General features: G+C 35.3%; 23 protein-coding genes and 1 tRNA gene. 14 read left to right on the top strand and 10 right to left on the bottom strand.

Annotated features, from left to right (window positions below; genetic code table 11):
* The first annotated feature begins 2 nt into the window (after positions 1–2).
* From ACMAYS_RS14060 to lspA, 4 genes are read left to right on the top strand one after another with little or no spacing between them, the layout of a single operon-like run.
* Positions 3–491 (top strand): hypothetical protein, encoded by a 489-nt coding sequence (locus ACMAYS_RS14060; protein ID WP_392994085.1) that lies wholly within the window; start codon positions 3–5, stop codon positions 489–491.
* Positions 488–2,365 carry an ATP-binding protein gene (locus ACMAYS_RS14055; RefSeq protein ID WP_103218664.1) on the top strand — a complete coding sequence of 626 codons (1,878 nt, stop codon included), beginning with the start codon at positions 488–490 and terminating at the stop codon, positions 2,363–2,365. Before ACMAYS_RS14060 ends, ACMAYS_RS14055 begins: the two co-directional genes overlap by 4 nt.
* 11 nt (positions 2,366–2,376) lie before the next feature.
* Positions 2,377–3,879 carry a sigma-54-dependent transcriptional regulator gene (locus ACMAYS_RS14050; protein WP_103218665.1) on the top strand — a complete coding sequence of 501 codons (1,503 nt, stop codon included), beginning with the start codon at positions 2,377–2,379 and terminating at the stop codon, positions 3,877–3,879.
* Entirely contained in the window at positions 3,876–4,376 is a 501-nt protein-coding gene (lspA, locus tag ACMAYS_RS14045) for a signal peptidase II (RefSeq protein WP_103218666.1), read from the top strand. Before ACMAYS_RS14050 ends, lspA begins: the two co-directional genes overlap by 4 nt.
* A gap of 2 nt (positions 4,377–4,378) precedes the next feature.
* Here lspA and ACMAYS_RS14040 read toward each other — a convergent pair whose 3' ends face one another.
* Entirely contained in the window at positions 4,379–4,819 is a 441-nt protein-coding gene (locus ACMAYS_RS14040; RefSeq protein ID WP_103218667.1) for an indolepyruvate ferredoxin oxidoreductase subunit alpha, read from the bottom strand.
* 171 nt (positions 4,820–4,990) lie between these two features.
* On the opposite strand from ACMAYS_RS14040, the gene icmF reads away from it, so the two are divergent.
* Both icmF and ACMAYS_RS14030 read left to right on the top strand, forming a co-directional pair.
* Entirely contained in the window at positions 4,991–8,140 is a 3,150-nt protein-coding gene (icmF, locus tag ACMAYS_RS14035; protein ID WP_412463483.1) for a fused isobutyryl-CoA mutase/GTPase IcmF, read from the top strand.
* Positions 8,140–8,694, top strand: coding sequence for a cob(I)yrinic acid a,c-diamide adenosyltransferase (locus ACMAYS_RS14030; RefSeq protein WP_103218668.1), 555 nt, complete (start codon positions 8,140–8,142; stop codon positions 8,692–8,694). Before icmF ends, ACMAYS_RS14030 begins: the two co-directional genes overlap by 1 nt.
* A 6-nt stretch (positions 8,695–8,700) precedes the next feature.
* Here ACMAYS_RS14030 and ACMAYS_RS14025 read toward each other — a convergent pair whose 3' ends face one another.
* Positions 8,701–9,255, bottom strand: coding sequence for an FHA domain-containing protein (locus ACMAYS_RS14025; RefSeq protein ID WP_392994097.1), 555 nt, complete (start codon positions 9,253–9,255; stop codon positions 8,701–8,703).
* 87 nt (positions 9,256–9,342) lie between these two features.
* Here ACMAYS_RS14025 and ACMAYS_RS14020 point away from each other — a divergent pair, with 87 nt between their 5' ends.
* Together ACMAYS_RS14020 and ACMAYS_RS14015 are read left to right on the top strand one after the other, a co-directional pair.
* Positions 9,343–9,678 carry a HesB/IscA family protein gene (locus ACMAYS_RS14020; protein WP_392994099.1) on the top strand — a complete coding sequence of 112 codons (336 nt, stop codon included), beginning with the start codon at positions 9,343–9,345 and terminating at the stop codon, positions 9,676–9,678.
* Positions 9,679–9,681: 3 nt separating this feature from the next.
* Positions 9,682–11,190 (top strand): CDC27 family protein, encoded by a 1,509-nt coding sequence (locus ACMAYS_RS14015; RefSeq protein WP_412463482.1) that lies wholly within the window; start codon positions 9,682–9,684, stop codon positions 11,188–11,190.
* Here the strand turns inward: ACMAYS_RS14015 and ACMAYS_RS14010 are convergent, their stop codons facing one another.
* A complete protein-coding gene (locus tag ACMAYS_RS14010) occupies positions 11,191–12,495 on the bottom strand; it encodes an aKG-HExxH-type peptide beta-hydroxylase (protein ID WP_412463481.1) in 1,305 nt (434 codons plus the stop codon).
* Between the two features lie 120 nt (positions 12,496–12,615).
* Positions 12,616–12,690 (bottom strand) — tRNA-Asn (locus ACMAYS_RS14005).
* A 179-nt stretch (positions 12,691–12,869) separates the two neighbouring features.
* Here ACMAYS_RS14005 and ACMAYS_RS14000 point away from each other — a divergent pair.
* Positions 12,870–13,388: a hypothetical protein gene (locus tag ACMAYS_RS14000; protein ID WP_103218673.1), complete on the top strand. Its 519-nt coding sequence runs from the start codon at positions 12,870–12,872 to the stop codon at positions 13,386–13,388.
* Here the strand turns inward: ACMAYS_RS14000 and ACMAYS_RS13995 are convergent.
* Genes ACMAYS_RS13995 through ACMAYS_RS13985 form a run of 3 tightly spaced genes read right to left on the bottom strand, consistent with a single transcriptional unit; the run spans position 13,385 to position 17,293 of the window.
* Entirely contained in the window at positions 13,385–14,896 is a 1,512-nt protein-coding gene (locus ACMAYS_RS13995) for an aldehyde dehydrogenase family protein (protein WP_412463480.1), read from the bottom strand. The genes ACMAYS_RS14000 and ACMAYS_RS13995 overlap by 4 nt on opposite strands.
* An 8-nt stretch (positions 14,897–14,904) precedes the next feature.
* Positions 14,905–15,906, bottom strand: coding sequence for an arginine N-succinyltransferase (locus tag ACMAYS_RS13990; protein WP_392994107.1), 1,002 nt, complete (start codon positions 15,904–15,906; stop codon positions 14,905–14,907).
* Between the two features lie 19 nt (positions 15,907–15,925).
* On the bottom strand, positions 15,926–17,293 hold the full coding sequence (locus ACMAYS_RS13985) for an aminotransferase class III-fold pyridoxal phosphate-dependent enzyme (RefSeq protein WP_103218676.1): 1,368 nt from the start codon (positions 17,291–17,293) through the stop codon (positions 15,926–15,928).
* A gap of 72 nt (positions 17,294–17,365) precedes the next feature.
* Here ACMAYS_RS13985 and ACMAYS_RS13980 point away from each other — a divergent pair, with 72 nt between their 5' ends.
* The 5 genes from ACMAYS_RS13980 to ACMAYS_RS13960 are packed head-to-tail and all read left to right on the top strand — an operon-like array spanning position 17,366 to position 21,179.
* Entirely contained in the window at positions 17,366–18,013 is a 648-nt protein-coding gene (locus ACMAYS_RS13980) for a tetratricopeptide repeat protein (protein ID WP_103218677.1), read from the top strand.
* A 9-nt stretch (positions 18,014–18,022) separates the two neighbouring features.
* Complete coding sequence (locus ACMAYS_RS13975) at positions 18,023–18,622, top strand: cyclic nucleotide-binding domain-containing protein (RefSeq protein ID WP_103218678.1); 600 nt, start codon at positions 18,023–18,025, stop codon at positions 18,620–18,622.
* Entirely contained in the window at positions 18,615–19,646 is a 1,032-nt protein-coding gene (locus ACMAYS_RS13970) for an AI-2E family transporter (protein WP_392994112.1), read from the top strand. Before ACMAYS_RS13975 ends, ACMAYS_RS13970 begins: the two co-directional genes overlap by 8 nt.
* A 51-nt stretch (positions 19,647–19,697) precedes the next feature.
* Positions 19,698–20,435, top strand: coding sequence for an outer membrane protein assembly factor BamD (gene bamD / locus ACMAYS_RS13965; protein ID WP_103218680.1), 738 nt, complete (start codon positions 19,698–19,700; stop codon positions 20,433–20,435).
* A 12-nt stretch (positions 20,436–20,447) separates the two neighbouring features.
* On the top strand, positions 20,448–21,179 hold the full coding sequence (locus tag ACMAYS_RS13960; RefSeq protein ID WP_103218681.1) for a tetratricopeptide repeat protein: 732 nt from the start codon (positions 20,448–20,450) through the stop codon (positions 21,177–21,179).
* A gap of 79 nt (positions 21,180–21,258) precedes the next feature.
* Here ACMAYS_RS13960 and fliW read toward each other — a convergent pair whose 3' ends face one another.
* The 3 genes from fliW to flgL form a co-directional block, all read right to left on the bottom strand.
* Positions 21,259–21,813, bottom strand: a complete 555-nt coding sequence (gene fliW / locus ACMAYS_RS13955; protein ID WP_103218682.1) for a flagellar assembly protein FliW — start codon at positions 21,811–21,813, stop codon at positions 21,259–21,261.
* Between the two features lie 77 nt (positions 21,814–21,890).
* Entirely contained in the window at positions 21,891–22,124 is a 234-nt protein-coding gene (csrA, locus tag ACMAYS_RS13950; RefSeq protein WP_021267493.1) for a carbon storage regulator CsrA, read from the bottom strand.
* 116 nt (positions 22,125–22,240) lie between these two features.
* On the bottom strand, positions 22,241–23,278 hold the full coding sequence (gene flgL / locus ACMAYS_RS13945; protein WP_103218683.1) for a flagellar hook-associated protein FlgL: 1,038 nt from the start codon (positions 23,276–23,278) through the stop codon (positions 22,241–22,243).
* Positions 23,279–23,281: the final 3 nt, after the last annotated feature.

Genomic DNA, 23,281 nt, shown 5'->3' with positions numbered 1-23,281 from the left:
GATTGAAGTTTTTTGAGAGTAAAAATGCTCCTTTCTTTATGATGGGAAGCTTGCTTGGTTCTGGTTATGTGATCATCAACTCAGCTATCATAAAGAATTTATCGCCATCTGAAATGGATAAGTATCTTGAGGCTGAACTTAGTTTCAATGAGACAATTAATGCAAAGATACTAACTCACATCTTAGTGGTTCTTTTATTTTGGCGTACGATTTTTAATTGGGTGTTCAAGTTGGCAAGAGCTGAAGCCGTTTTCCGTTATATGTTTGTCGTACCTCGAAGATTATTTAATCGCCTTTCAAATAGTTTTAAAGAATATCACTTTAAAAAGAATGAGAGTGTCGATATGAGAGGAGTTGCTCAGAAGGTAATTTACCTTGAGAATGCGATGATTAATGTTGTGCATTTTAATGTCGCCTCAACAACAATGTGGTCAATTCTACGTACTCCAGATGCTATGGATGAGCGATTTCATCAAAGTGAGTTACTATGAAGAACTTTTTTAAGTACTTCAGAGAATTAGATTTTACAAAATATTACCCAGCGCTTTTTACAGTCGTCTTCTTGTCTGTTTTATTTCAGTATAAGTTTCAATCTATTGAAGCAATCTTTTATGATTTAAGACTAAAGTTAGATATGACTCTAGTTCACGATGATAATATCGTTCTCATTAAGATTGATGAAGAGAGTGATGAGTTTCTTGGCGAAAGTTATCCTTATACCTATACAACTTATCTAAAGCTTTTTAGGAAAGTCTTAAAGGATAAACCAGCAATTATAAATTTCTTTGGAGATCTCTCTGCTCCATTAAATGAAAGAGAGGCAGCGTCTCTTCAATTGCTTCATGATGAAATTAAAGATTATATGAAGCAAGGTGGACTTTATCGTTATGGGACAGAATTAGATTCTTGGGGAGAGCGTCTTCCTCCACAAGAATTAAGAGACTTAGGATATTCTCCAGCAGTTGTGAATATTGATAGTAAGCTATTTGCTAAAGATGATGTCGTAAGAAGAATGGTTCTGAATATTTCAGGAGAAGAAACTCTTGATTTTTGGACTGCTAATGAATGGCGAATAATTAATAATGAAGAACCTCTTGTTTTAAATAAGCTAAAGAGTGCTTACTATATGCCAGAAGCTGATGCTAGCTTCAGCTTATTTCGTTATCCATTACGAACACTAGAGCACTTAGAAAAACTACCTGTGCACAGAGTTGTTGTTGGAAATATTCCAAGTGGCTACTTTAATGGAAAAGTTGTTTTAATTGGTCCTGCCTATATTTCGAATTTGAGACATTATGCAAAGACTCCATTTGATAAAGATCAGAAGAGAACGTCGAAATTAGAAATCCATGCCAATATGACAAAAGCATTAATGGAGAATCAATTAATTTATTCAATACCTCTTTGGGTGACTAAAATTCTTTCGATGTTAATTGGTGTCATTCTTTCAATTGTTATATCTAGAATTCAGCCAGCTAAAGGACTTCTTATTACGTTTGGGATTATTGTTGGAACAGTTCTCTTTTCATATTTAATCTTTTTACTCTTTGGACTTTGGCTTTATATTACGCATATCTTATTAACAGTGTTTGTCGTTTACTATATTTGGGTACCATTTAGGGCGATTGGTGAGTATCAACGTCGTTATAAGATTCAAGAAGAAACAAAGCTACTTAAGAGAGTTGAAAACTTAAAGCAAAACTTTATCTCGTTAATGAGTCACGACCTGAAGACACCGGTGGCCAAAATTGCAGGTGTTGCTGATAATATGCTGCAAAGAAATCGTGGTGGTGAAACCTACATGCACGATGGACTAAAAACTATTATTGATTCAACAAAAGAACTTAATAATTTTATCACTTCAATTTTAGACCTTACAAAAGTTGAGTCTCGAAATATTTCTCTTAATCTTCAAAGTAAGGATGTTAATAAAATTATTGAAGATTGCGTAAATAGCTTAATGTACCTGGCGCGTTCAAAAGAGATGTCAATTGAGACAGAGCTCGGACCACTATTTCCAATTGAGATTGATGTTAGTCTCGTTAATCGTATTGTTTCTAATATTGTTGAAAACTCGATTAAATATGCTGGTGAAGGTAAGACAATTAATATAAAGACTTGGGACGATGATACTTGGGTCTATATTGAAATTTCAGACAATGGTGTTGGTATGGGCCAAGACGATGTCGATAATATATTTGAGAAGTTTTATCGGGTTAAAAATGATGCGTCCCATATTATTAAGGGGAGCGGTCTAGGTCTTTATCTGGTAAAATATTTCGTAGAACTTCATGGTGGTGAGATTTCTGTAACTTCATCACTTGGAGAAGGAACAAGTTTTCTAATTAAATTTTTGAATAAATAAATGGAGTGCATATGCATAAGGTTTTAGTTGTCGATGATGATAAAGTTTTACAAACCTCAGTAAGAGAGGCGTTGGAATTTCATCACTTTGCAGTTGATGTTGCCGACAACGGGAAAGAGGCGTTAAGTGCTGTTTATAAGACTAAGTATGATCTAGTTGTTATGGACGTGAACATGCCTGAAATGGATGGTATTGAAGCGTTAACAGAGATTAAGAAACATGATCCTTCAGTAATTGTTATTATCTTAACTGCGTATTCAAATGTTACTGATGCAGTAAAGGTCGTAAAAGAAGGCGCTTATAATTACCTTGAAAAGCCGATCAGCTCAGACAATCTTGTTTCATTGATTAAGCGTGCCCTTAAAGCAAGATCACTTGTTGAAACAGTTGGTTTCTCGGCTCCAGTTTTATCACTTGGTGATACAAAAAATAAATTTGTTGGTGAATCAGATGTTATGCAGAAGGTTTTCAATGTTATTGGAAAGCTTGCGCAAGTAAACACTCCGGTTTTAATTCGAGGTGAGTCTGGTACAGGTAAAGAGCTTGTTGCTCGTGCAATTCACTATAATGGTCCAAGAAAAGATGAAAAATTTGTAACGATTAACTTGGCAGCTATTCCTGAAAACTTAATAGAGTCAGAATTATTTGGTCACGAAAAAGGTGCGTTTACTGGTGCTAACGAAAGAAAAATCGGTAAGTTTCAATTTGCTGATGGTGGAACTCTTTTCTTAGATGAGATCGGTGATGTTTCACCAACGATGCAAGTTAAACTACTTCGCGTTCTTCAAGAAGGTACCTTCACTCCTGTAGGTTCAAATAGAGAGATTAAAGCTGATGTTCGTGTAATTGCAGCTTCACACAAACCATTTGAAAAGATGATTGAAGAAGGAACATTTAGAGAAGACTTATTCTACCGTTTAAATGTTCTTCCAGTATATCTTCCTCCGTTAAGAGAGAGAAACTCAGATATTCCTCATCTTGTTGAATACTACGTTAAGTATTTTAATAATGTTCATAATCTAGAAATTAGTGGACTTGATGAAGAAGCAATGAAGATTATGCAAGGTCATGATTGGCCAGGTAATATTCGTGAGCTTAGAAATGTTATCGAGCATGCTTTCATTATTGAAAGTGGCGATATTATCAAAGCCAGCTCTTTACCAGATAAGATAAGAAAATCAGTTACAGTTGAAAATCTTGTCGAAGAATCTCAAGCTATTATTGATTACGATGAAATTAAGGACTCTGTTCTTACAGATGCGGGACAAGATGAACAATTAATTGCAAGTGCACAAGGTTATCAATTTGTTTTTGCAACTAATGAAGTTGACGGTGAGCTAAGGCTTAATTTTTCACAAGCTAAAGATATTTTTGAAAAAGAATTTATCATCCAGGCTTTAAAAATTAATAATGGAAAGATTAATCAAACAGCATTGAAAGCAAATATTCCTAAGAAGACACTTCTTAGAAAGATTGAAAAGTACGAGATTAACCCTAAGGAATTTTATAAATGAATCGAATTTGGCAAATGACATTACTTATTGTTGGAATTCTTTTCTTGGATCAATTTTCTAAGGGAGCAATTCAATCTAGTTTTAAGCTAGGGGAAACATTAACAGTTATTCCTGGCTTCTTTAATCTTACTTATGTGAAGAATCCTGGTGTAGCTTTTGGAATGGGGAGTGAGTTTCCTGACGTAGTTAGAATGATTCTTTTTAAAATCCTGCCGGTAATTGCATGTCTTTGGTTTGTTTATTTAATCTGGGACTCAAGAAAGAAAAGTTATATGCTTTGTTTAGCTTATTCAATGATCTTCGCTGGAGCTGTTGGAAATCTTATTGATCGTATCTCATTAGATTACGTCGTCGATATGTTTGATTTCTATTATAAGGGATGGCACTTTGCTGCTTTCAACGTGGCAGATGCTTCAATATCTGTAGCAGCAGGTATATATATTGTTGATTATTTTTTAACTGAAGTTCGTGGAAATAAAAAGAGTGCTAAAGCCTAGGCCTAAGCACTCTCTTCTTCTGTATTTGTTTCTTCACTTGGTTTTTCTTTTGTAATTCCAAATTCGCTGTGTAGCTCGTTAAGAGACTCTTCTGAAACATAGAGTTCTGACTTAAGAGTTTCACGTCCCCAAATTGCAAAAGCATCATTGTGCTCATACATTGTAATCGTTTCCCAAGGACAGTCTTGAGAGCAGTTTTGACAACCAATACATCTAGCTAGGTCGATCTCAACTGTTTGATTGAATTGTGGGTTATTTGGATTTGGACCAGGTACTAGTTCAATTGAGTCTACTGGACAACCTTGGATACAGATTTCACATCCTGTACATCCTGACTGGTGAACAACAGCTAGTAGCTTAGGGCCCTTCTTACCTTTTCTCGCTGGCTTAAAGCGTGCCGAGTGGTAAGGATTCTCCACTAAAAATTTAACATCTTCGCTCATTAGCAATTCCTAATACTAAGTTAATTAGCAGTATTTTAACGTATTTCAACGCATCATAAAAGGGATTTTTGCCTGATTAAAATACATTAGGTATAGTCCTTTAGCAATATTGAATGATAAAAAGCTTGGGTAAATAATTGTTTTTACCTGACGTGATTTCAGAGGTTTAGAGTGAGAAAATTAAGATTTGTCACAGCGGCCAGTTTATTTGATGGCCATGATGTATCAATAAATATTATGAGAAGGCTTCTTCAGTCAAAAGGTGTGGAAGTTATTCACCTTGGACACAACCGTTCTGCACAAGAGGTTGTTGATGCTGTTTTACACGAAGACGCAAATGCTGTTGCCTTGAGTTCTTATCAAGGTGGGCATAATGAATACTTTGCTTATGTACGTGAGCTTTTAGATGAAGCTGGGGCAACTAACGTTCGTATTTTTGGCGGCGGTGGTGGTGTAATCACTCCAAAAGAAATTAAGGCCCTGCACGAAAAAGGTATCACAAGAATCTATTCTCCTGAAGACGGGATGAAATTAGGGCTTGAGGGAATTATTGACGATATGATTGAGAGAGCTACTCACTCAACACTTGATGGCTTCACTCTTGATGCAAAAGCAAAGGATCTACCAAAGACTCAATTAGCAAAAGTAATTACTGCTATTGAAGATGGGGCCGATATTGAAATTCCTTCTTCAAATAAAAATATTCCAGTTCTTGGTATCACGGGGACAGGTGGTGCTGGTAAGTCATCTTTAATTGATGAAACACTTTTAAGATTTCACCGCTTTTATCCAGAAAAGAAAGTTGCACTTATTTCAGTTGACCCAACTAAGAAGAAAACTCAAGGTGCTCTTTTAGGTGACCGTATTAGACTTGGTTCTGCTAATTTTGAAAACTTCTATATTAGATCACTGGCAACTCGTGACTCTGGTACAGAGCTTTCTCCTCAAATTAAAAAGACTGTTAACTTTTTAAAGGAACAAGATTTCGATTTAATTATCGTTGAAACTTCAGGTATTGGTCAGGCTTCTGATGAGATTACAAAGATCTCAGATAAGTGTGTATATGTAATGACTCCTGAGTATGGTGCTGCAACTCAACTTGAAAAAATTGAGATGCTTGAACAGGCTGACTTTGTAGTTCTAAACAAGTTTGAAAAGCCTCGTTCAGAAGATTCAATGAGAGATATTAGAAAGCAATATCGCCGCAATCATCAACTGTTTGCTGGTCATCCAGGTTCTCCGACGGATGAAGAGCTACCAATTTTTGGAACAATGGCATCTAAGTTTAATGATGTTGGTGTAAATGCTTTATTTCAGGCCATTGCTCAAACATTTGACTTTGATCAAGCACCTCTAGAAGGAATCATCGCAAATCGTGCAAGTAATGATAAGACGAGAATTATTCCTGCAGAGAGATCATTATACCTAAGAGAGATTGCTAAGGCTTCTCGTGACTATAATAACGAAACTGAAATTAGAATGGAAAAACTTCGTGACATCGAAGCACTTGAGATCACAAGTATAATTGTTCCAAGTAACGAAGTTGATGCAAAGCTTGCTGAGCTTAAAGCAGAGCTTGGTGAAGATGTTGAAAAAGAGATTGAACAATTTCAATCAGTTTTAAAGCAATACCAAGACGGAACTTTCACTTATCACGTACGTGATCGAGAGTTTAAAGTTGCAACTAAATATACTTCACTTTCTGGATTAGAAATTCAAAAAGTAGGAACTCCAAGATTCTCTTCTAAAGTTGATCAGTACCGTTTCATTAGAGATGTAAATATGCCAGGCTTCTTTCCATTCGGCGCAGGGATTTTTCCATTTAAGCGTACTGATGAAGATCCAAAGAGAATGTTTGCAGGAGAAGGTGGCCCAGCGAGAACGAATAAGCGTTTTCACTACCTTTCAAAAGATGACAAAGCGAAACGTCTTTCAACTGCTTTTGACTCTGTAACTCTTTACGGAGAAGATCCAGATCTTCGTCCAGATATCTTTGGTAAAATTGGTGAAGCCGGAGTTTCGATTGCGACAGTTGAAGATATGGAATTACTATTTGATGGCTTTGATCTATCTGATCCATATACATCTGTATCAATGACAATTAATGGCCCTGCACCAATTATGTTAGCTTTCTACTTAAACACTGCTTTAAGACAAAAGTTAAAAGGTGAGGATTATTACGATAATGAAAAACGCCTAGCAATTCTTCAACAAATTAGAGGTACTGTACAAGCAGATATCCTAAAAGAAGATCAGGCACAGAACACATGTATCTTCTCTCTTGAGTTTGCACTTAAGATGATGGGAGATGTTCAAGAGTATTTCTGTCAGCAGAAAATTAAAAATTACTATACGGTTTCAATTTCGGGATACCATATTGCAGAAGCTGGCGCGAACCCAATTACTCAAGTTGCTTTCACTCTTGCTAACGGTTTCACTTTTGTTGAGTACTACTTAGCTCGTGGATTAAATATTGATGAGTTCTCTCAAAACTTATCTTTCTTCTTCTCTAATGGTCTTGATCCTGAATACTCAGTGATCGGACGTGTTGCTAGAAAGATTTGGGCGATCACAATGCGCGATAAATATGGTGCAAATGACAAGTCTCAAAAATTTAAATATCACATTCAAACTTCAGGGCGTTCTTTACACGCTCAAGAAATTGATTTCAATGATATTAGAACGACTCTACAAGCTTACCTTGCACTTTCTGATAATTGTAACTCTCTACATACAAATGCTTATGATGAAGCGATTACGACACCAACTGAAGAGTCTGTAAGACGTGCAATGGCAATTCAGATGATTATTAACCGCGAGTTTGGTTTAAATAAATCTGACAACCCTATGCAGGGAGCTTACGTAATTGAAGAGTTAGCCGATCTTGTTGAAGAAGCTATCTTAGCAGAATTTGAGAGAATTTCTGATAAGGGTGGTGTTCTTGGTGCAATGGAAAGTATGTATCAAAGATCAAAAATTCAAGAAGAGTCTCTATACTATGAGACACTAAAAGATACTGGTGAACTTCCAATCATTGGTGTTAATACTTATATTGCAGACAATATTGATGAGCAGTTAAACCAAGAAATTGAACTTTCACGTTGTAGTGACGAAGAAAAGAAAGGTCAGATTTCACGTTTAAATGATTTTAAATCTAGAAATGCTGACAAATCTGATGAAGCACTAAATAAACTAAGAGCAGTTGCTTTATCTGGTGGAAATATTTTTGCTGAACTTATTGAAACAGTTAATTATTGTTCTCTTGGACAAATCACTAATCTTCTTTATGAAATTGGTGGGAAGTACAGAAGGAATATGTAATGAAGAAGTCGAAGATCTACACTCGTACAGGTGATAAAGGTGAGACTAGTCTTGTTGGTGGTCAACGAGTATCTAAAGCAAGTGCTCGTATAAATCTTTATGGAAATCTTGATGAGCTTAATAGCTATGTAGGTCTATCGCTCTGTTACATCGATGTTTCGAGAGTAAAAAATACTTTTAAATCAATTCAAGAAAATCTTTTTGTTCTCGGTTCTAACTTCGCAACGCTTAGAGAGGACCGAGATAATTTTAAATTACCGAAATTAAGTATTGAAGATATCCTTCATTTAGAAGGAGAAATCGATTATTTTGATTCTGTAGTAGATCCTTTAAAATATTTCATACTTCCTGGTGGAAGTGTTGCTGCCTCTAATGTTCATATTTGTCGCACAAAAACACGCCAAGTTGAAAGGGAGGCCGTGGAGCTTGGGGATGTAGATCCAATAGATTTAGAGTATCTAAATCGACTATCGGATTATTTCTTTATCGTTGCTAGATTTTTAAACAAGCATGAAAATATTCAAGATATTCCTTGGGTACCAAAAAAAGATTAAGAAGGTTTACTTAAAGAATTTTAAAATCTTAGTCATGACAGTTTTGTCTTCTGGCTCAGGTTTTTTCTTTTTTGCGACTTTCTTTCTAATTTTTTGAATAGGCTGTTTCTTATTAATTTCGGCCCTTAACTTCTGTTTTTCAAGAGATAATTGGTTTAGGGCCAAAAATCCGGTTTGATCAGATAGCACAGTAGATGTTTGAGTACTATCATGAGAGATCTCATTAGCGTCTACTGGCTTTGTTAGAAATTTATACTCAATATCAGTTAAGTCGTTTAGATCAATACAGATGATACAATTTCCAATACGTACCGTTTCATAAATATAGAGACGCTGCTCATCTATTAATTTTTTATTGTTAATATAGGTACCGTTTGTCGATCCTAGATCCTTAACAATTATTTCCTTATTTTGATAAGTAATTTCTAGATGTTTTGATGAAATTTTAGAGTCATCGATTGAAATATCAACAGACGACTTAGAGCGTCCAAAGCTTAATTTAGGTTTAATAAGAACCTTTGCTTTATTTTCACCGCTCTTAATAATCAATGAGATAGACATTGTTTCTTGCTCCTATATAAAGTATATCATCAATGTGATATAATTCAGTTATTGGTCATTATTACCTACGTAATATTAGAGGTTTATATGAACGAGTTATTAAATGTGACGCCAAAAGCAGTTGCGCAAATAAAAAATATTTTCAAAAGTGAGGATCGATCGACTCAAGACTTCGGCTTACGCCTTGGAGTTATTGGTGGAGGTTGTTCAGGTCTTTCTTATAATATTGATTTTGATGCTCCTAAAGAGTCAGACAATATTATTGAACTAGATGGTGTAAAGATTCTCGTGGATCCAAAGTCATCGATCTACTTAAGTGGTATTACTTTAGATTTTAAAGACGGCCTTAATGGTAAAGGTTTTGTTTTTGAAAACCCAAATGCAAAGAATACTTGTGGTTGTGGTGAAAGCTTTAGTGTTTAGTTAATGACCGCTCAAGTTTTAACTAATTTCTTTTTTTATGATAATCAATTTTCATTTGAAGATCATAAGGTCTATGCATTTATTGGTAACGAGACGAAGGACTATCTTCAGCGTCAGTTAACTGTTGACTTAAATGAAGTTGTAAATAGGGCCTCTCTGGCCTGTCGCTTAGATCGTACAGGTCGAGTTTATTCTTTTTTCTACTTAATTAATAATGCAGATAGATACTACCTTGTTGTTAATAATGATCTTGCTCAGGCCACGATAGAAGAGCTTGAGAAGTTCATCATTATGGAAGACATCGAAATTAAAGAAGTAAACAAAGTCGCAACTATTTCAACACATAAGAAAGACGACTTTGTCCCAATAACTATATTTGATGGACAGGCTTATATTGGTTTAACTGATAAGGCAGTTGAATCAACTATTTCTAAAGAAATATTAGATAAGCTTATTACATTATCAGCTTGGCCAACTTTTAACTTAAATATTACTCAAAAGGATCTCGTGAATGAAACGAGATTGAATGAGTACGCTGTAAGCTATAAGAAAGGTTGTTTTTTAGGACAGGAAACTGCTGCTAAAATAGAATCTCGTCGTGGAGCTGCTCGCTTTCCTGTTTTAGTTGAATCAAGAATCAAACTTGAGGGTGATGAGTTAAGTGCAGAAGGAAAAAAGTTAAAAATTCTTAGTTCATATGAAGAGCAAGGTATGTTCTTTTATAGTGTTAAAGCACCTCGTGATTTCTTAATCAATGATCTTGATATCGATTCTAACATGAAGATCAAAACATATCCGATAGAGAATTTATCTGCGGATGGTTTAAGTGAAGTGTTTTTTAATAAGGCGGTAAGTCTATACCATAAGAAAGAAGTCGAAAAAGCTATCGAATTACTTGATATGGTAATAAGCTTCAATCCCCATTATGCTGATGCCTATGAATCAAAGGGCGTTATTTTAGGTAATAGTGGTGATCATCAGAAGGCCATTGATGTAATGGATCAACTCCTAAAAGTTGATGAAAATTCTGTTATGGCCCACACAAACAAGTCTCTCTATCTGATGAAGTTAGGTAAGATTGAAGAAGCTGAGGAAGAGAAGTCTCTTGCGACAGTTGCTTCATTCAAGCGATTTGGTGATGAGGCTAAATTTAAGAAAGAACAGGAAGAGCGTGAGCGTGCGGAAAAAGAAGACAGAGCTCGACGTTTTGATATGTTTAATAAAGTTTTGGCCATTGACGAAAATGATGTCGTTGCCAACTATGGCCTAGCCGATATTCATTTTAGTAATGATAAGTTTGATAAGGCCATGGGGCATATTGAGATTGTCTTAAATGAAAATCCTAAGTACTCAGTTGCGTATCTTCTTAAATCAAAGATTTTATTTAAACAAAAAAAATATGATGATTGTTTAAGTGTTATTGAGAAGGGGATGCCAATAGCAACTTCTCAAGGTGAGTTAATGCCCGCAAATGAGATGCAGGCACTAAAATCAAAAATTTCAAAATTATAATTAATAATATTCATTTCGTGCTGTTAGAAGTTCATTTTTAAGTTCTTCTACAGCACTAGAATTTAAGCTCTTCTGTAGAGCAAATATATGATCCCTGTGAGAATTAACCATTGATTTGAATTGTAAATATACTTCATATCCTTCAGGAGAGATGATCTCTTCTCTGTAGGCTTTCTCTAGATCTAGTTCACAGAATTGAAGCATATAGTATTCTTCAATAGCACGTTCTTGAATCTTGCTAAACTCAGCATTAGAGAAATCATGTTCTTCAAGTCGTGAAAGTGATGAGAATAGTTCAAGGGCCCAATAAAACGTCATATAAGCGTGATAAATGCCCCTAATAGGCCTTAGGGCGCGTCTCCATGGACTGTAGTATATTTTTTCTTCAAGCTCTTCTAAAAGCTCCTCTTGATTAAGATAGCTGTTTAAAACGTGGTGACCATTTTCATGAAGTAGATCATCCATTAAGTCCATATCATCGCGATCATATGTGTTAATTGACGAGTATCCAGGAAGAGTTTGCATTGAGTAGCTAACTATTCCTTTTTCTCGAATTGGAATAATGTTTTGTGTAAACTCTTTGAATACTTCAAAAAGCTCTGGTGTGTATTTTTGAAGGCGACGATAAGCTTTTTCAATTTTTATCGTCATCTCCTGAGCTGTTTCTTCTAATTCGGAATAGAAAATTATATTTAAATCATCTATTTTAGAAATAATTGCTGGCTTCTTTTGTGATGAGCTATTCAGCTTTGCCAAAACCTTATCTTCTAAATTATCAAAAATAATTCTTTGACCATTTTGATAAGCTGATAAATTATCATCACCGAGTTCAGGTACATTCAAATAAGTTAATTCGCTGTCAATATTCTCATCAATGTGAATCTTGAAGAAAGCAATAATATTCTCTTCTAAAATTGTTACTAGTTTTTTGGACTCAGCTAACAGGTCTTTTGAATCATTTAATGAATTTAAAAAAACTTTGGCCAAGTTACTGTCATGCCAGAAGTTAAAAATTGCATCTTCAGATTCACTCATTTCGAATTCACCACCAACTTCAAATTCGCTATGATAAGAAATGATCTCAATAAGTGCCTCTATTAGATTGAACCAATAGAAATTAAGGTTGGAGTAGTCATTAAGCTTATCCGAAAAGATGGCCTCTTTATAAAAGCTTTGAAACCTTTGTGAGAGAAGCTCATTTTCATCTTCGTTCGCAGAAGCATCTTCACGATATAGTGCTAAACCTTCTAGGTATGATTCTTTAAAGGCATTGTTGTTTTCAATGAAATGATTAAAAGTGTTCATAATAAATCCGTAAGTAAAAATTCATTACAGATATAACACTATATCAAGATAAGATAAATTCTTATGATGTTAATTCGTTTAATATGAATATTTGGGGGATTTAAAGCGGATACAAAAGAATGGCTGGGATGGCGAGATTCGAACTCGCGACCAATAGATTAACAGTCTACTGCGCTACCGCTGCGCCACATCCCAGCAATCTTAAGTAGTTAATTTTATAAACTCGTTTTTTCAAATTGTAAATATTTTCTTTTATGGGAAAAATATTTAGTTTTTAGTAAGTGCTTGAATTTATTGAATCTCAATTAAAATTACTAAATTTTTTTTTTCAAAAACCGACAAGCATACTCAGATATTGAGGTAAAATAACGACTATGATGACTCAAAATAACCTTATTCGTAATTTATTAAGAGTGTTAACACCAGAGGAGGTCTCTGATTTAACGACTCTTGGTGATGCGTCTGCAAAAGATGCACTTACGGATTTATTACTAGGTCATAATCGCGGTGATAAAATTTCTTATTCACCACATGGCCTTGCTAAGGTTATTCCCTTTCCTGAGCGCTTTGAAGCTTCTGATACCCCTTCAATTCAAGCTGATGAAGAGATTGTTACTGGTCCTCGTGTTGATCAGTTTATTAATCAATTTGTGACTAAGGTTAAATTTGAAGCAGGAAAAGTGCATCCTGGTGCTAAGCCTGTTGAAACGAGTACTTTTATTCTTGATCAGAAAGAGAAATTTAAGGCCGTATATACGAGATTAAAGAGTCGTGAAGTTTTAGATTTATATGCAAAGAATTCGGTAGTCGATCTTGAGCAAGAAAGAAAGAACCGAAGAGACCTGTCAAAGAATTCTTCGACAGGCGTCCTCGTTAATAAGAAACATTATTAATCAGCTAGGCCTTTAATATTCCCGCTTGCACTTGGAGAATCAATCTCGAGTGTAGCAAGTTGGTATACACAGTGATCAACAGTAGCAACTGCTGCTGGACGATAGTTCCCAGAGTTTTTTACACCACCAAATGGAAGTTTAGAGTGTGCTCCAACTGTTGCGCGATTAAGGTTTACTAAACCAGCATCAATGTTATTAACAGCGTGTTTAAAACGTGCATGATCTTTCGTGAATACTGAAGCGGCTAGTCCATACTCTGTTGAGTTTGCAATATTAATCGCTTCATCAAAATCACTATAACCAACAAATGTAACGTTAGGACCAAAGATCTCATTTGCAAGGAAGTGACTCTTTGGAATTAACTTATCAGCATAGTGTATTGACGGAGAAACATAGTAACCTGGAGTTTCTCTCTCTAATTGCTTTCCACGCATTACTTCTTGTAAGCCTTCTCTTTTTGCCATGCCCATAAATAGTAGATACTGATCTAGTGAAGCTTGATCGATTAGAGGGCCCATAAATGGTTCAACCTTGTGGTCAATTGGGTGGTCGACAATAATTCTCTTTGCTAGATCATGAAAGCGAGAGACGAATTCATCTTTGATTGAATCATGAATTGCAACTAGTCCAGTTGAAGTACAACGCTGTCCAGCTGTTAAGTATGATCCTGTAAGTAGCTCTTCAATAGCATAATCAAGGTCAGCTGTTTCATCGATAATAGATGTATTTTTTCCACCGAGCTCAAGTGACACTAACTTAGAAAGATCAGTATGAGTTGTTTCAAGAATCTTTTGACCAACTTCTTTTGAACCAGTAAAGAAGATACCCTTAATTCTTTTATCTTTGATAATTCTTCTGGCTACTTCTCCGTCACCTTGTACAAGGTTTACGACACCCATTGGAAACTTCGCTTCAGCAAGACACTCAAACATTAATTGTGCTGAGTAGCATGTCTTCTCACTTGGCTTAAAAATAATTGAGTTACCAGAGATTAAGTTTGCTGTAATTTGTCCGTTTGCTAAGTGACATGGAAAGTTAAAAGGACCGATGATGAAGCTTGGTCCAACTGGCTTGAAGTAAATATGTGCATTTGTACCAGGTGCAATTCCTTCCATATTTTTAGTTTCGATTCTAGGAAGAGATGCTGATATCGTAACATCTACTTTTGCAATTAAAGCAGCAGCTTCAGTTCTTGCTTCCCAGAGTGGCTTGCCTACTTCAAGTGCAATTGCTGTCGCAATTTGTTCTTGTTTCGTTTTAAGAACTTCCTGATATCTTCTTAGAGCTTCAATCCTTTCTTCAATTGAAGTATTTCTCCAAGTTTGAAATCCTTTGTGAGCAGAATCAATAAGCTCATCAATATGTGCATAATTTACGTTTAAGTTCCAAAGTGTTTTCGTAGTATCACTTGGACATTCACGTGAAATAGTTCTGTCATTTCTCAAATTTGCCGAGTCATCAAACTTAACAAATTCGTTATTATAAAAAGATCCTTTTAGTTGAAACATTTTTTCTCCTAGATCGCCATTATTGTTTTAACTGCACCATCATCTAATCCAAATGAAGATGGTTCTTCTACAGTTAGTATATCATTATTTAAACTACCTTTTAGACAAACAACTTCAAATTCTTCATTGTCCAAAAGGACTAAGTAAAACTTAGGTGAACTTGTTTTACCTTTCTTGATTTGCGCTTGTTGAATTGTTCTTACTGGTTTGATGTCGTCGAGTTGACAACGATAGTGAGGGCCCCCATCGAATGGGTCGACTTCATGAGTGTATTTAAATCCTATTGATTCAAGCATTCTTTTAACAGGTTCAGTGTCTGCACCAACTTTACCTACAGCATCTCTTGCTTCAATAGGTAAGAGTGTTTCGTAGATTGTTCCAGAAGGAAATAGGCTTAGAATAAACTCTTTGTTCTTTCTACTAAGAACATCAGCGTCATGATACTCCATGTTTAGAAAGCGTCTTCCAATCGCTTCCCAAAGTGGTGACTTTCCGTCAGCGTCAAACGGTGGCATTAGTTCCGAATGTATTGTTTCTTTAAATCGATCTCTATTAAGACCCATATAAAGAAAGCGACAGAAAGAAAGAACTTTACCTAGTTTAAAAGGATTTCCACGATAAGTTGGATCTAGGATTAAGCCTCCAATTTCAGTCGGCCCATCTGTATCATATCCAAGCTTTAAGGTACCGTGAATAAAGCCAGTATTGATTGATTCTGAAAACTTATTTTCTTGTCCCACTTTTAAGTAGAAGTGTGGCTCTTCTTCATCACCGTGTCTTGCGTGAATCATAGAACATCCAATGACACGTTGTGATTCAAGATCTTCCAGAACAAAAATATAATGATCTTTAGAAAGATTATCGCTTTTTTGTTTGAAAGATCTTAGTGAACTATCAATTTTTGAACTGATAATTTCTTTGTCTGGGGGAAGGTTAATAAATGTGTAGAGACCTGAAAGGTCATACAAGTCTTCTAAGTCATCTGCTCTTACGGGTCTAATCTTAAACATCTAGTCTTCCTATTTATTTCTATTTAATTTGTTCAAGTATGGTTGATTCAATAATTGTAATAATGTCATCAATATGTTCATCAGTCATTGCTAGAGGCAGTAGTAAACGAACTCTAGTTGGCTCTTTTCCTGCCATAAATGCAATTATTCCGTTATCAAATAATTTTTTAACGAAGTTTGATACTGTTTCAGTTGATGAGTCACCAACTTCAAATGCGATCATTGTTCCAATACCACCAACATAAGTAATTTTATCTTGGCACGAATTTTTCATTAGGTGAGTAAGCTTAGAAATGAATTTATGTTCAAGCTCTTTAATTCTTCCATTTTCACCGTAGAAATTTCCTTCAGTTAAATATTTAATCAATCGACTTCCAGTTGAAAGCGCTGAAACCGATCCGTTAAACGTTCCAGCAATTAATCCTGGTTTAGGGTTTAGTTCTTCACTGAAAAGTACTCCACATACTTGTAGGGCCTTACCAACAGAAACAATATCAACATATTGATCTAGTCCCATTGTTTGGAAAGCAAATAGCTCGTGAGTACGCCCAAAAGTTTGAACTTCGTCGACCCAAATATAAATACCTTTCTTTTTGGCCCATTTAAAAATCTCTTCATAATATTCTTTAGGACCGAAGATAAATCCACCTTCACCCTGAATAATCTCTAACATAAGTGCACAGTGTTGATTTGGGTATTTTGTTGTTACTTCTTCAAGTGCAGCTAAAGTATTTTTTAATGATTCTTCTGGGTTGTTTTGATCAAAGTGTGGAACATGATCAACATCAAGAGATTTTGGCATACCTTGGCGGTAACTAGCATTATGAGTGATATCTTGCGTTGCTACAGAACGTCCTGCAAATGCTTTAGTAAAAGCAATTACTCTGTAAGCAGGGTCTTTCTTTTGCCAAACTAGTTTAAGAGCAAGATCGTTTGCAAAACTTCCAGAACCAGTAAACCAAAAATGCTTTAACTTACTACCTTCTACAGCTTTAAGTAGATTACTTGTTAACTCAATGGCCTGTGGATATGGTTGAAGGTTTCCACACATTACCGTGTCACCAAGAGCTGCTTCTAGGTGAGCTTTAATATAAATAGGGTGAGAGTGACCAAGAAGATTCGGTCCAATTCCACCAATTAAATCATATTTAACTGAACCATCAATAAGTTCTGAGAAAGGGCCATGTCCACGTCCAGATGAAACGTAATTAAAGTAAATACCTTTCCCTCTTTCTTGATTATATATTTTTAAAGTATCTTCAACTAAGTGCTTTTTACCTTCTTCTGGTCCACGAACTTCCATGAAGTTTTTTTGTTCTTTAAGAATTGAAGAAAATAGTTTATCAAACTGATCATTTATTTCGTTATTTCTTACGCCGTATTCCATATCCAACCTCTTTTTATGTGGTAGAATTATCACTCACTTGCAAACGCTACAAGCCAATTAGATAATAAGTTTATGTCAGATACTAGCACAGGAAATCCACTAAAAGAATTAGAAGACCTTTATAAAAATAAAGATTATGAGGGCTATAAGAATTTGTTGATTAAGAACAAAGATTTATTTGTCGACGCACAATATTTCTATAATTTGGGCACTGCATATCTCAAGTTAGAAGATATTGGTGCGGCCCGTTTAAACTTGGAAAAATCATATCAACTAGGTCAACAAGACAAACTAGTCACTAATAATATCAATTATATTAAATCGCAATATGACCTTGTGAGTCAGGATAGTAACTTCATTGCAAAAGCAATGGATATTCCTGGCACTTATTTTGTAAGTTTATCGTTGGTTCTTTTGATTGTTACTTTAATAATGAATCTTAAGACAAAGCTGCATAAGGCCATTATTTTTATCTGCTTTCTTATCGCATTAACTCCAATAATTTTTAACAATGTGTATTTGAAAGGTAGTTATAAAAATGCCATTGTAATGAAGAACACTGATGTCTATGAAGGGCCATCTTCAATATTTGAACATAATCAAATTGCAAAGGAAGGACTTAGAGTCATCACTTCAAAGAAAAATGACAGTTGGTTTTTTATCTATTGGCCGAGCGAAGCTAAGGGCTGGGTGAAAGCTGAAAATATTGAATTCTATTAAAGGCCGGATATGACTGAAAAGTATTCAAAAGAAGATCGCATCGATATTAATCTCATTAAGTTTTTGTGGTCAATCAATCCTCTCATCAAAAGTAACAAGGTAACGATACCTTACTTATTAAGAGATACTGTTATCCTAAGAAGTTTAGGGGAGTTTGAATTATTCCAGTTGGCCAAATATTTTCACAGAAGAACATATGAAAAAGGTGAAGTTATCTTCAAGGAAGGTGACTTCGGTATAGGTTTTTATATTATTGTTTCAGGGCGAGTTGAGCTATCAACTGAGAGAAACGGAAAGAAATTTCATGTAACGAATCTTGATCGTAAAGATTACATGGGTGAGATTGGCCTACTTGAAGATGGCCATAAGAGATCTGTTACGGCCACTGCGGTAGAACCATTAGAGCTACTAGGAATTTTTAAACCTGATGTTCAATTAATGATTTCTGAGAGACCTGCATTGTCTTCAAAATTTTTACAAGCAATGAGTGAGCTTGTTGTTAAGAAGCTTCATATCCTGGCCCGTGAGATTAGAAAACTTAAAGTTGAAAATTCTCATCTTAAAGATGAAGTTGTTAATTTAAAAGAAGAGATCGCGAAGAATGACTAGTAATGATCGCCTAAGGGCCATTATTTTTGGATTATTTGTCATCTTTTCGATGATACTTTTCTTTGTATTTCCGCGAGTCGCAACGCCACTTTTAGTTTGTTATGTACTTACCTTAATTCTAAATCCACTTCTGTTGTTTTTTGAAAGGTTTGGAATTAATCGAACTGCATCGTCAGCACTTGTTGTTATTTTACTTCTTTTTTTAACAATCTATCCAATTGTAAAGGTAACACCTTTAATGGTTAGCGAAGTTAATAATCTAGAAGTATATATTCCAAAAGTAGAAAGCTTTCTTAAGTCACTCTATTCGCAACTACAGGCATTTGTAGCGGAGCGAACAGGCTACCACTTAAGTAGTGGATATCTTCTTCAATCAATGAATTTTATAAAAGATGAATTCAGTGCTTTTGTTCTACTTGTACCAAAGTATCTAGGCTCGGCTTTAGAGTTGATTTTCATCGTTCCTTTATTTTTATTTTTCACATTGAAGGATATGAGAAATTTTAGAGAGCGTATAACAAGGCTTCTGCCAAACAAGTACTTTGAAAAACTTTATCACCTATCGTTTCAATTTAATCGCCAGATTGGTGATTATATTTTAGCAAAAGTAATTGAGGCCAGTATTCTTGGAATAATAATTTTTACGGGCTTATTTTTTCTCGATATTAGATTTTCTCTTTTATTCGGCTTACTGGCTGCGGTAACAAATATTATTCCTTATTTAGGGCCAGTATTTGGTGCTATTCCTGCATTTATTTTCATCGCAGCTGAATATGGAATGGGAACTCACTTTGGTGGAGCCCTTATCCTTTATTTAGTCGCTAACGTTATTGATATTGCGATTGTATTTCCACTTCTAGTATCGAAGATTGTAGACCTACACCCAGTACTTGTTGTTGTTAGTGTTATCCTTGGTTCACAGTTATTAGGGATCACAGGAATGATCATTTCAATACCTCTTGCGGCAGCAGTAAAATTACTTATAAATCAGATGCTTAAGGACGTATACGAAGAGCGTTATTAGCTTTGACGGGCCTTGCTAGAAAGTGCTAGAATTGCCTCTATAGGGGGCAATGTGCACAAACTCATTTCAATCATATTTATTCTACTGATGACATCATGCGCAGTTAATCGTCCGCAAGGAAGTACTGAAGCAGAGGTTCTCTACAAAGAAGCAGAGAGATTAGTAAAATCTGAACGCTATATCATGGCGCTAGAAAAACTTAATAAAATCAAATCTCAATACCCATATAGTTACTATGCAACTTCTGCAGAACTAATGCAGGCAGATATTCTTTATAAACAAGAAAATTATGAAGAAGCTGCAGCCGCTTACTTATTGTTTAAGGATTTCCATCCTAAGCACCCTAAAATGGATTATGTGACTTTCAAAATTGCAGAAGCATATTACAAGCAAAAGCCATCAACTTTTGATCGTGACCTAACTCCAGCGAAACAAGCAATTAAGTACTTCAATGAATTAAGAAGCCTATATCCACAATCCGAATATCTAAAAGATGCCAGAGAAAAGATTGATGAATGTTATAAAATGATTAAGGACAAAGAATTATATATTGCTAATTTTTATTACAAAACTAAAGACTGGCAATCGGCTTCTTTCCGTTATGAACAATTACTTGCACAGTTTAACGATGATGAAGTGAAAAGACTTGCGAGTGATCGCCTTGTGACTATTGGTCTAAAAGGTATTAGACCAGACCTATGTGAATTAGTTTTTAAAAATTATCGCTACTTATACAAAGACAAAGATCTTTCTAATTTAAAGAAAGATGTTAAAAAGTGTTTAGAATAGGGGACTTTCACCATGATGAAATCTTTTGAACAAGAAAAATTATCAAAGAAGGCAAAAGTCGCTTTTGAAAATCGTGAATATAATAAAGCGATTTCAATCTATAACGAGCTTTTAGAAATTGATGCTAAAGATGCTGATGCACTTTTTAATATCGCTAATATTTTTCACTTAACAGGTGAGATATCAAAAGCAATAAAAGCTTTTAAAAAGGTTTTAGAAGTAAGACCGGATCATACAGATGCGGCAGTAAGTTTATCAGTTCTCTACAATGATATTGGTCAATATGAAGAGGCGAGTAAGATTTTTCAGATTGCTTCTCAGAAAGTTAAAGTAAACTCGAAGAGTGCTGAACTTAACGATAATCATATCGATAGGAAATTTGCTATTAAGCACTATGAACTTGCTGATCTATATTTAACTTATAATCGCTACGATGAAGCATTATTTGAATATGGAAAGGTTCTTAAGCTCGATCCTTCAAATCTAGAAGCTAGAGTAAAGATGGCCAAGGTTTATGCGAAGAAAGGCTTCGTTAATAAATCTTTTGAAGAGCTATCAAATCTAAAGAATGAAAGACCTGACTATCTTCCAGGTAGAATTGCTCTAGGTGTTCTACACTATGGTAAAGGGGATATCCTAAGTGCGACAAGTGAATGGGAAAAAGTAATTTCTGTTGATCCTCTTAATAGCGAAGCGCAAATGTATTTAAACTTTGCAAAGAACGCAACTGAAACAACTCTTTAAAATTATCTAAAATTTAAAAATAAAAAAAGCACCATTACTGGTGCTTTTCTTTTATATGATTTTTTTTTGGGAAATTGAATTAAGCTTCTGCTGAGTGATCAACTGAAGTTTCTGTTGAAGAAGATTGCTCAACAACAGTTGGCTCAGTAGCAACACTTACATTTGTACGAACTGAATCATCAGAGTGGAAATTCATGATCGACTTTTTTAATGCATTGTACATTTCAAATTTAACTTCAAGCTTGTTGTCTTGAAGAACAATTTGACGAGCTTTATGTGAATCATTGTTAATAATGATTGGTGCCTTAAGGTTTGCAGACATTTGAGTTACATCCGTAGGAATCGTTAGGATTGTATAAACGCTTGCATTAGAAAGGTTTTCTAGTTTTAGGCTATTTAGCTCAGCCGGTAGTAGGCTTATTGAATAATCATCTTTAAAAATTTTTGGCTCAATGATTGGGAATGCTGTTGCACCGTCATCAGTTGATTGTAGCCATAGGATTAGAGTTTGATCGCCTGGATCAACAACAAAGAAATCCTTAAGGTTTTCAAAACCAAGAATACCTTCTTCGAACTTGATGATATCTTTATTGTTTACTTCTAATTCCCCAAATCGTGTTGTGCTTACTTTCACTGTCGTTCCTCCGAATTCAAGTTAAAGAACTTGATAACAGATTTTAGCAGTCGTAGGGGCAAAAGAGCAAGCGGAATTTATTTCTTGTTGCGCAACGCATCCGTTAAGTCACTCAGACTTTCTGGGCCAGCTTGGGAAGCTTCGTAATTTTGTTCCTGGATAGCTTTATAGACTTCTTCGCGGTGAATTTTCGTTTCTTTTGGGGCCTTTATACCAAGACGAACTTGTTTGCCTTTAATTTGCACAACGACAATCTTAATATGATCGTCGATCGCTATACTTTCCCCTAGCTTCCTTGTTAAAACCAGCATTTCACATCCTCAATTTTGAACCGTCCTGATTCATCAGGTAATGGTTCATATATTATTCATAACTTTAAAAATCAAGTAAAAAATCAACTAAATAAAAAAAAAGTAGCAGCAGCGTGTTAGCGTAGAAAGTCCAATAGGTTCTTGTTTAAGAGCCCCTCGGAAGTTTTGTACGCTGTTTTTAAGATCTCTTGTTGACGCGTGATGTCTGAGAATAACTCAGTTACATCTGCATCGACGAGCTTGCTCTTTCTTTCCATATTGTCGATATTATTTGCTTCAATCGAGTTCACGTTGGCCATAACTGAACTTGCAACTGAACCTACACGTGTTCGCAATGTAACGAGACGTGTTACCGCTGTATCAAATTTTTCTAAAAGATTTTGAATTTGATCAGGGTCATTATTTTCTAGAGAGATAGCTAGAGAATCGAGTAGTCCAAAAATATTGGCCGATTCTTTATATTTTCCAGCATCTTCACTGATTGGTGCTGATGCAATCTCTCGGTTATTTTCATCGGACATAATTTCACGATTTTTACTTTTTTCTCGTGAATCTGCCATCTCGGGAAATTTCTCCAGAGGATGCTTAACTTGTGAATCTGTTTCTGATTCGGCCATGAAAACTTCCTTGCCGTGCAGGTTAACCTGAACGAAGAAGTCTTTACCCACTTCAAGAGTGATATGACCATTATCTCCCTTGTACTCACCATTTTCATTAAATGGAGTATCGAGAGTTTTAAAGCCAGAGAAAATATAGCGCTGTCCTACTCGTTTGTTAGCAATCGATAGGGCAAGGTTTCGAAGTTGGTGTACTTCGTTTGCAACGTTATTTCTCACATCTTCATTATAAATATCTGAAGACTGTGCAATTGCAATCTCTTTGGCCTTTCCAAGAATATCTGTTAAATTTTCGAGAGCTTTCTCTGTGATATTTAATTGAAGAAGTGCAAAGTCTGCATTTCGCTTAAATTGAGAATTATCTTTAGTAACACTTGAGATTTGAAGTGCTTCAATATTTGCTGCAGGATTATCTGAAGGTTTACGCATACTCTTAAGAGTCGTTCCCTTCATTTGCAGGTCTTCCATCTTAGACTTGTGCTTGTTAAGCGTATGCCTAATTGAAAGAGTCGTTGAATTTTCTGACACTCTAGTCATTTT

It is taken from the genome of Halobacteriovorax sp. RT-2-6, from assembly GCF_047085025.1.
Taxonomy (GTDB): domain Bacteria; phylum Bdellovibrionota; class Bacteriovoracia; order Bacteriovoracales; family Bacteriovoracaceae; genus Halobacteriovorax_A.
This window is presented reverse-complemented; position numbering and strand designations above follow the sequence as displayed.

Coding starts and splice junctions, on each gene's coding strand:
- ACMAYS_RS14055 (WP_103218664.1), top strand. CDS start 488: ATGAAGAACTTTTTTAAGTACTTCAGAGAATTAGATTTTACAAAATAT.
- ACMAYS_RS14050 (WP_103218665.1), top strand. CDS start 2,377: ATGCATAAGGTTTTAGTTGTCGATGATGATAAAGTTTTACAAACCTCA.
- lspA (WP_103218666.1), top strand. CDS start 3,876: ATGAATCGAATTTGGCAAATGACATTACTTATTGTTGGAATTCTTTTC.
- ACMAYS_RS14040 (WP_103218667.1), bottom strand. CDS start 4,819: ATGAGCGAAGATGTTAAATTTTTAGTGGAGAATCCTTACCACTCGGCA.
- ACMAYS_RS14030 (WP_103218668.1), top strand. CDS start 8,140: ATGAAGAAGTCGAAGATCTACACTCGTACAGGTGATAAAGGTGAGACT.
- ACMAYS_RS14025 (WP_392994097.1), bottom strand. CDS start 9,255: ATGTCTATCTCATTGATTATTAAGAGCGGTGAAAATAAAGCAAAGGTT.
- ACMAYS_RS14020 (WP_392994099.1), top strand. CDS start 9,343: ATGAACGAGTTATTAAATGTGACGCCAAAAGCAGTTGCGCAAATAAAA.
- ACMAYS_RS14015 (WP_412463482.1), top strand. CDS start 9,682: ATGACCGCTCAAGTTTTAACTAATTTCTTTTTTTATGATAATCAATTT.
- ACMAYS_RS14010 (WP_412463481.1), bottom strand. CDS start 12,495: ATGAACACTTTTAATCATTTCATTGAAAACAACAATGCCTTTAAAGAA.
- ACMAYS_RS14000 (WP_103218673.1), top strand. CDS start 12,870: ATGATGACTCAAAATAACCTTATTCGTAATTTATTAAGAGTGTTAACA.
- ACMAYS_RS13995 (WP_412463480.1), bottom strand. CDS start 14,896: ATGTTTCAACTAAAAGGATCTTTTTATAATAACGAATTTGTTAAGTTT.
- ACMAYS_RS13990 (WP_392994107.1), bottom strand. CDS start 15,906: ATGTTTAAGATTAGACCCGTAAGAGCAGATGACTTAGAAGACTTGTAT.
- ACMAYS_RS13985 (WP_103218676.1), bottom strand. CDS start 17,293: ATGGAATACGGCGTAAGAAATAACGAAATAAATGATCAGTTTGATAAA.
- ACMAYS_RS13980 (WP_103218677.1), top strand. CDS start 17,366: ATGTCAGATACTAGCACAGGAAATCCACTAAAAGAATTAGAAGACCTT.
- ACMAYS_RS13975 (WP_103218678.1), top strand. CDS start 18,023: ATGACTGAAAAGTATTCAAAAGAAGATCGCATCGATATTAATCTCATT.
- ACMAYS_RS13970 (WP_392994112.1), top strand. CDS start 18,615: ATGACTAGTAATGATCGCCTAAGGGCCATTATTTTTGGATTATTTGTC.
- ACMAYS_RS13960 (WP_103218681.1), top strand. CDS start 20,448: ATGATGAAATCTTTTGAACAAGAAAAATTATCAAAGAAGGCAAAAGTC.
- csrA (WP_021267493.1), bottom strand. CDS start 22,124: ATGCTGGTTTTAACAAGGAAGCTAGGGGAAAGTATAGCGATCGACGAT.
- flgL (WP_103218683.1), bottom strand. CDS start 23,278: ATGACTAGAGTGTCAGAAAATTCAACGACTCTTTCAATTAGGCATACG.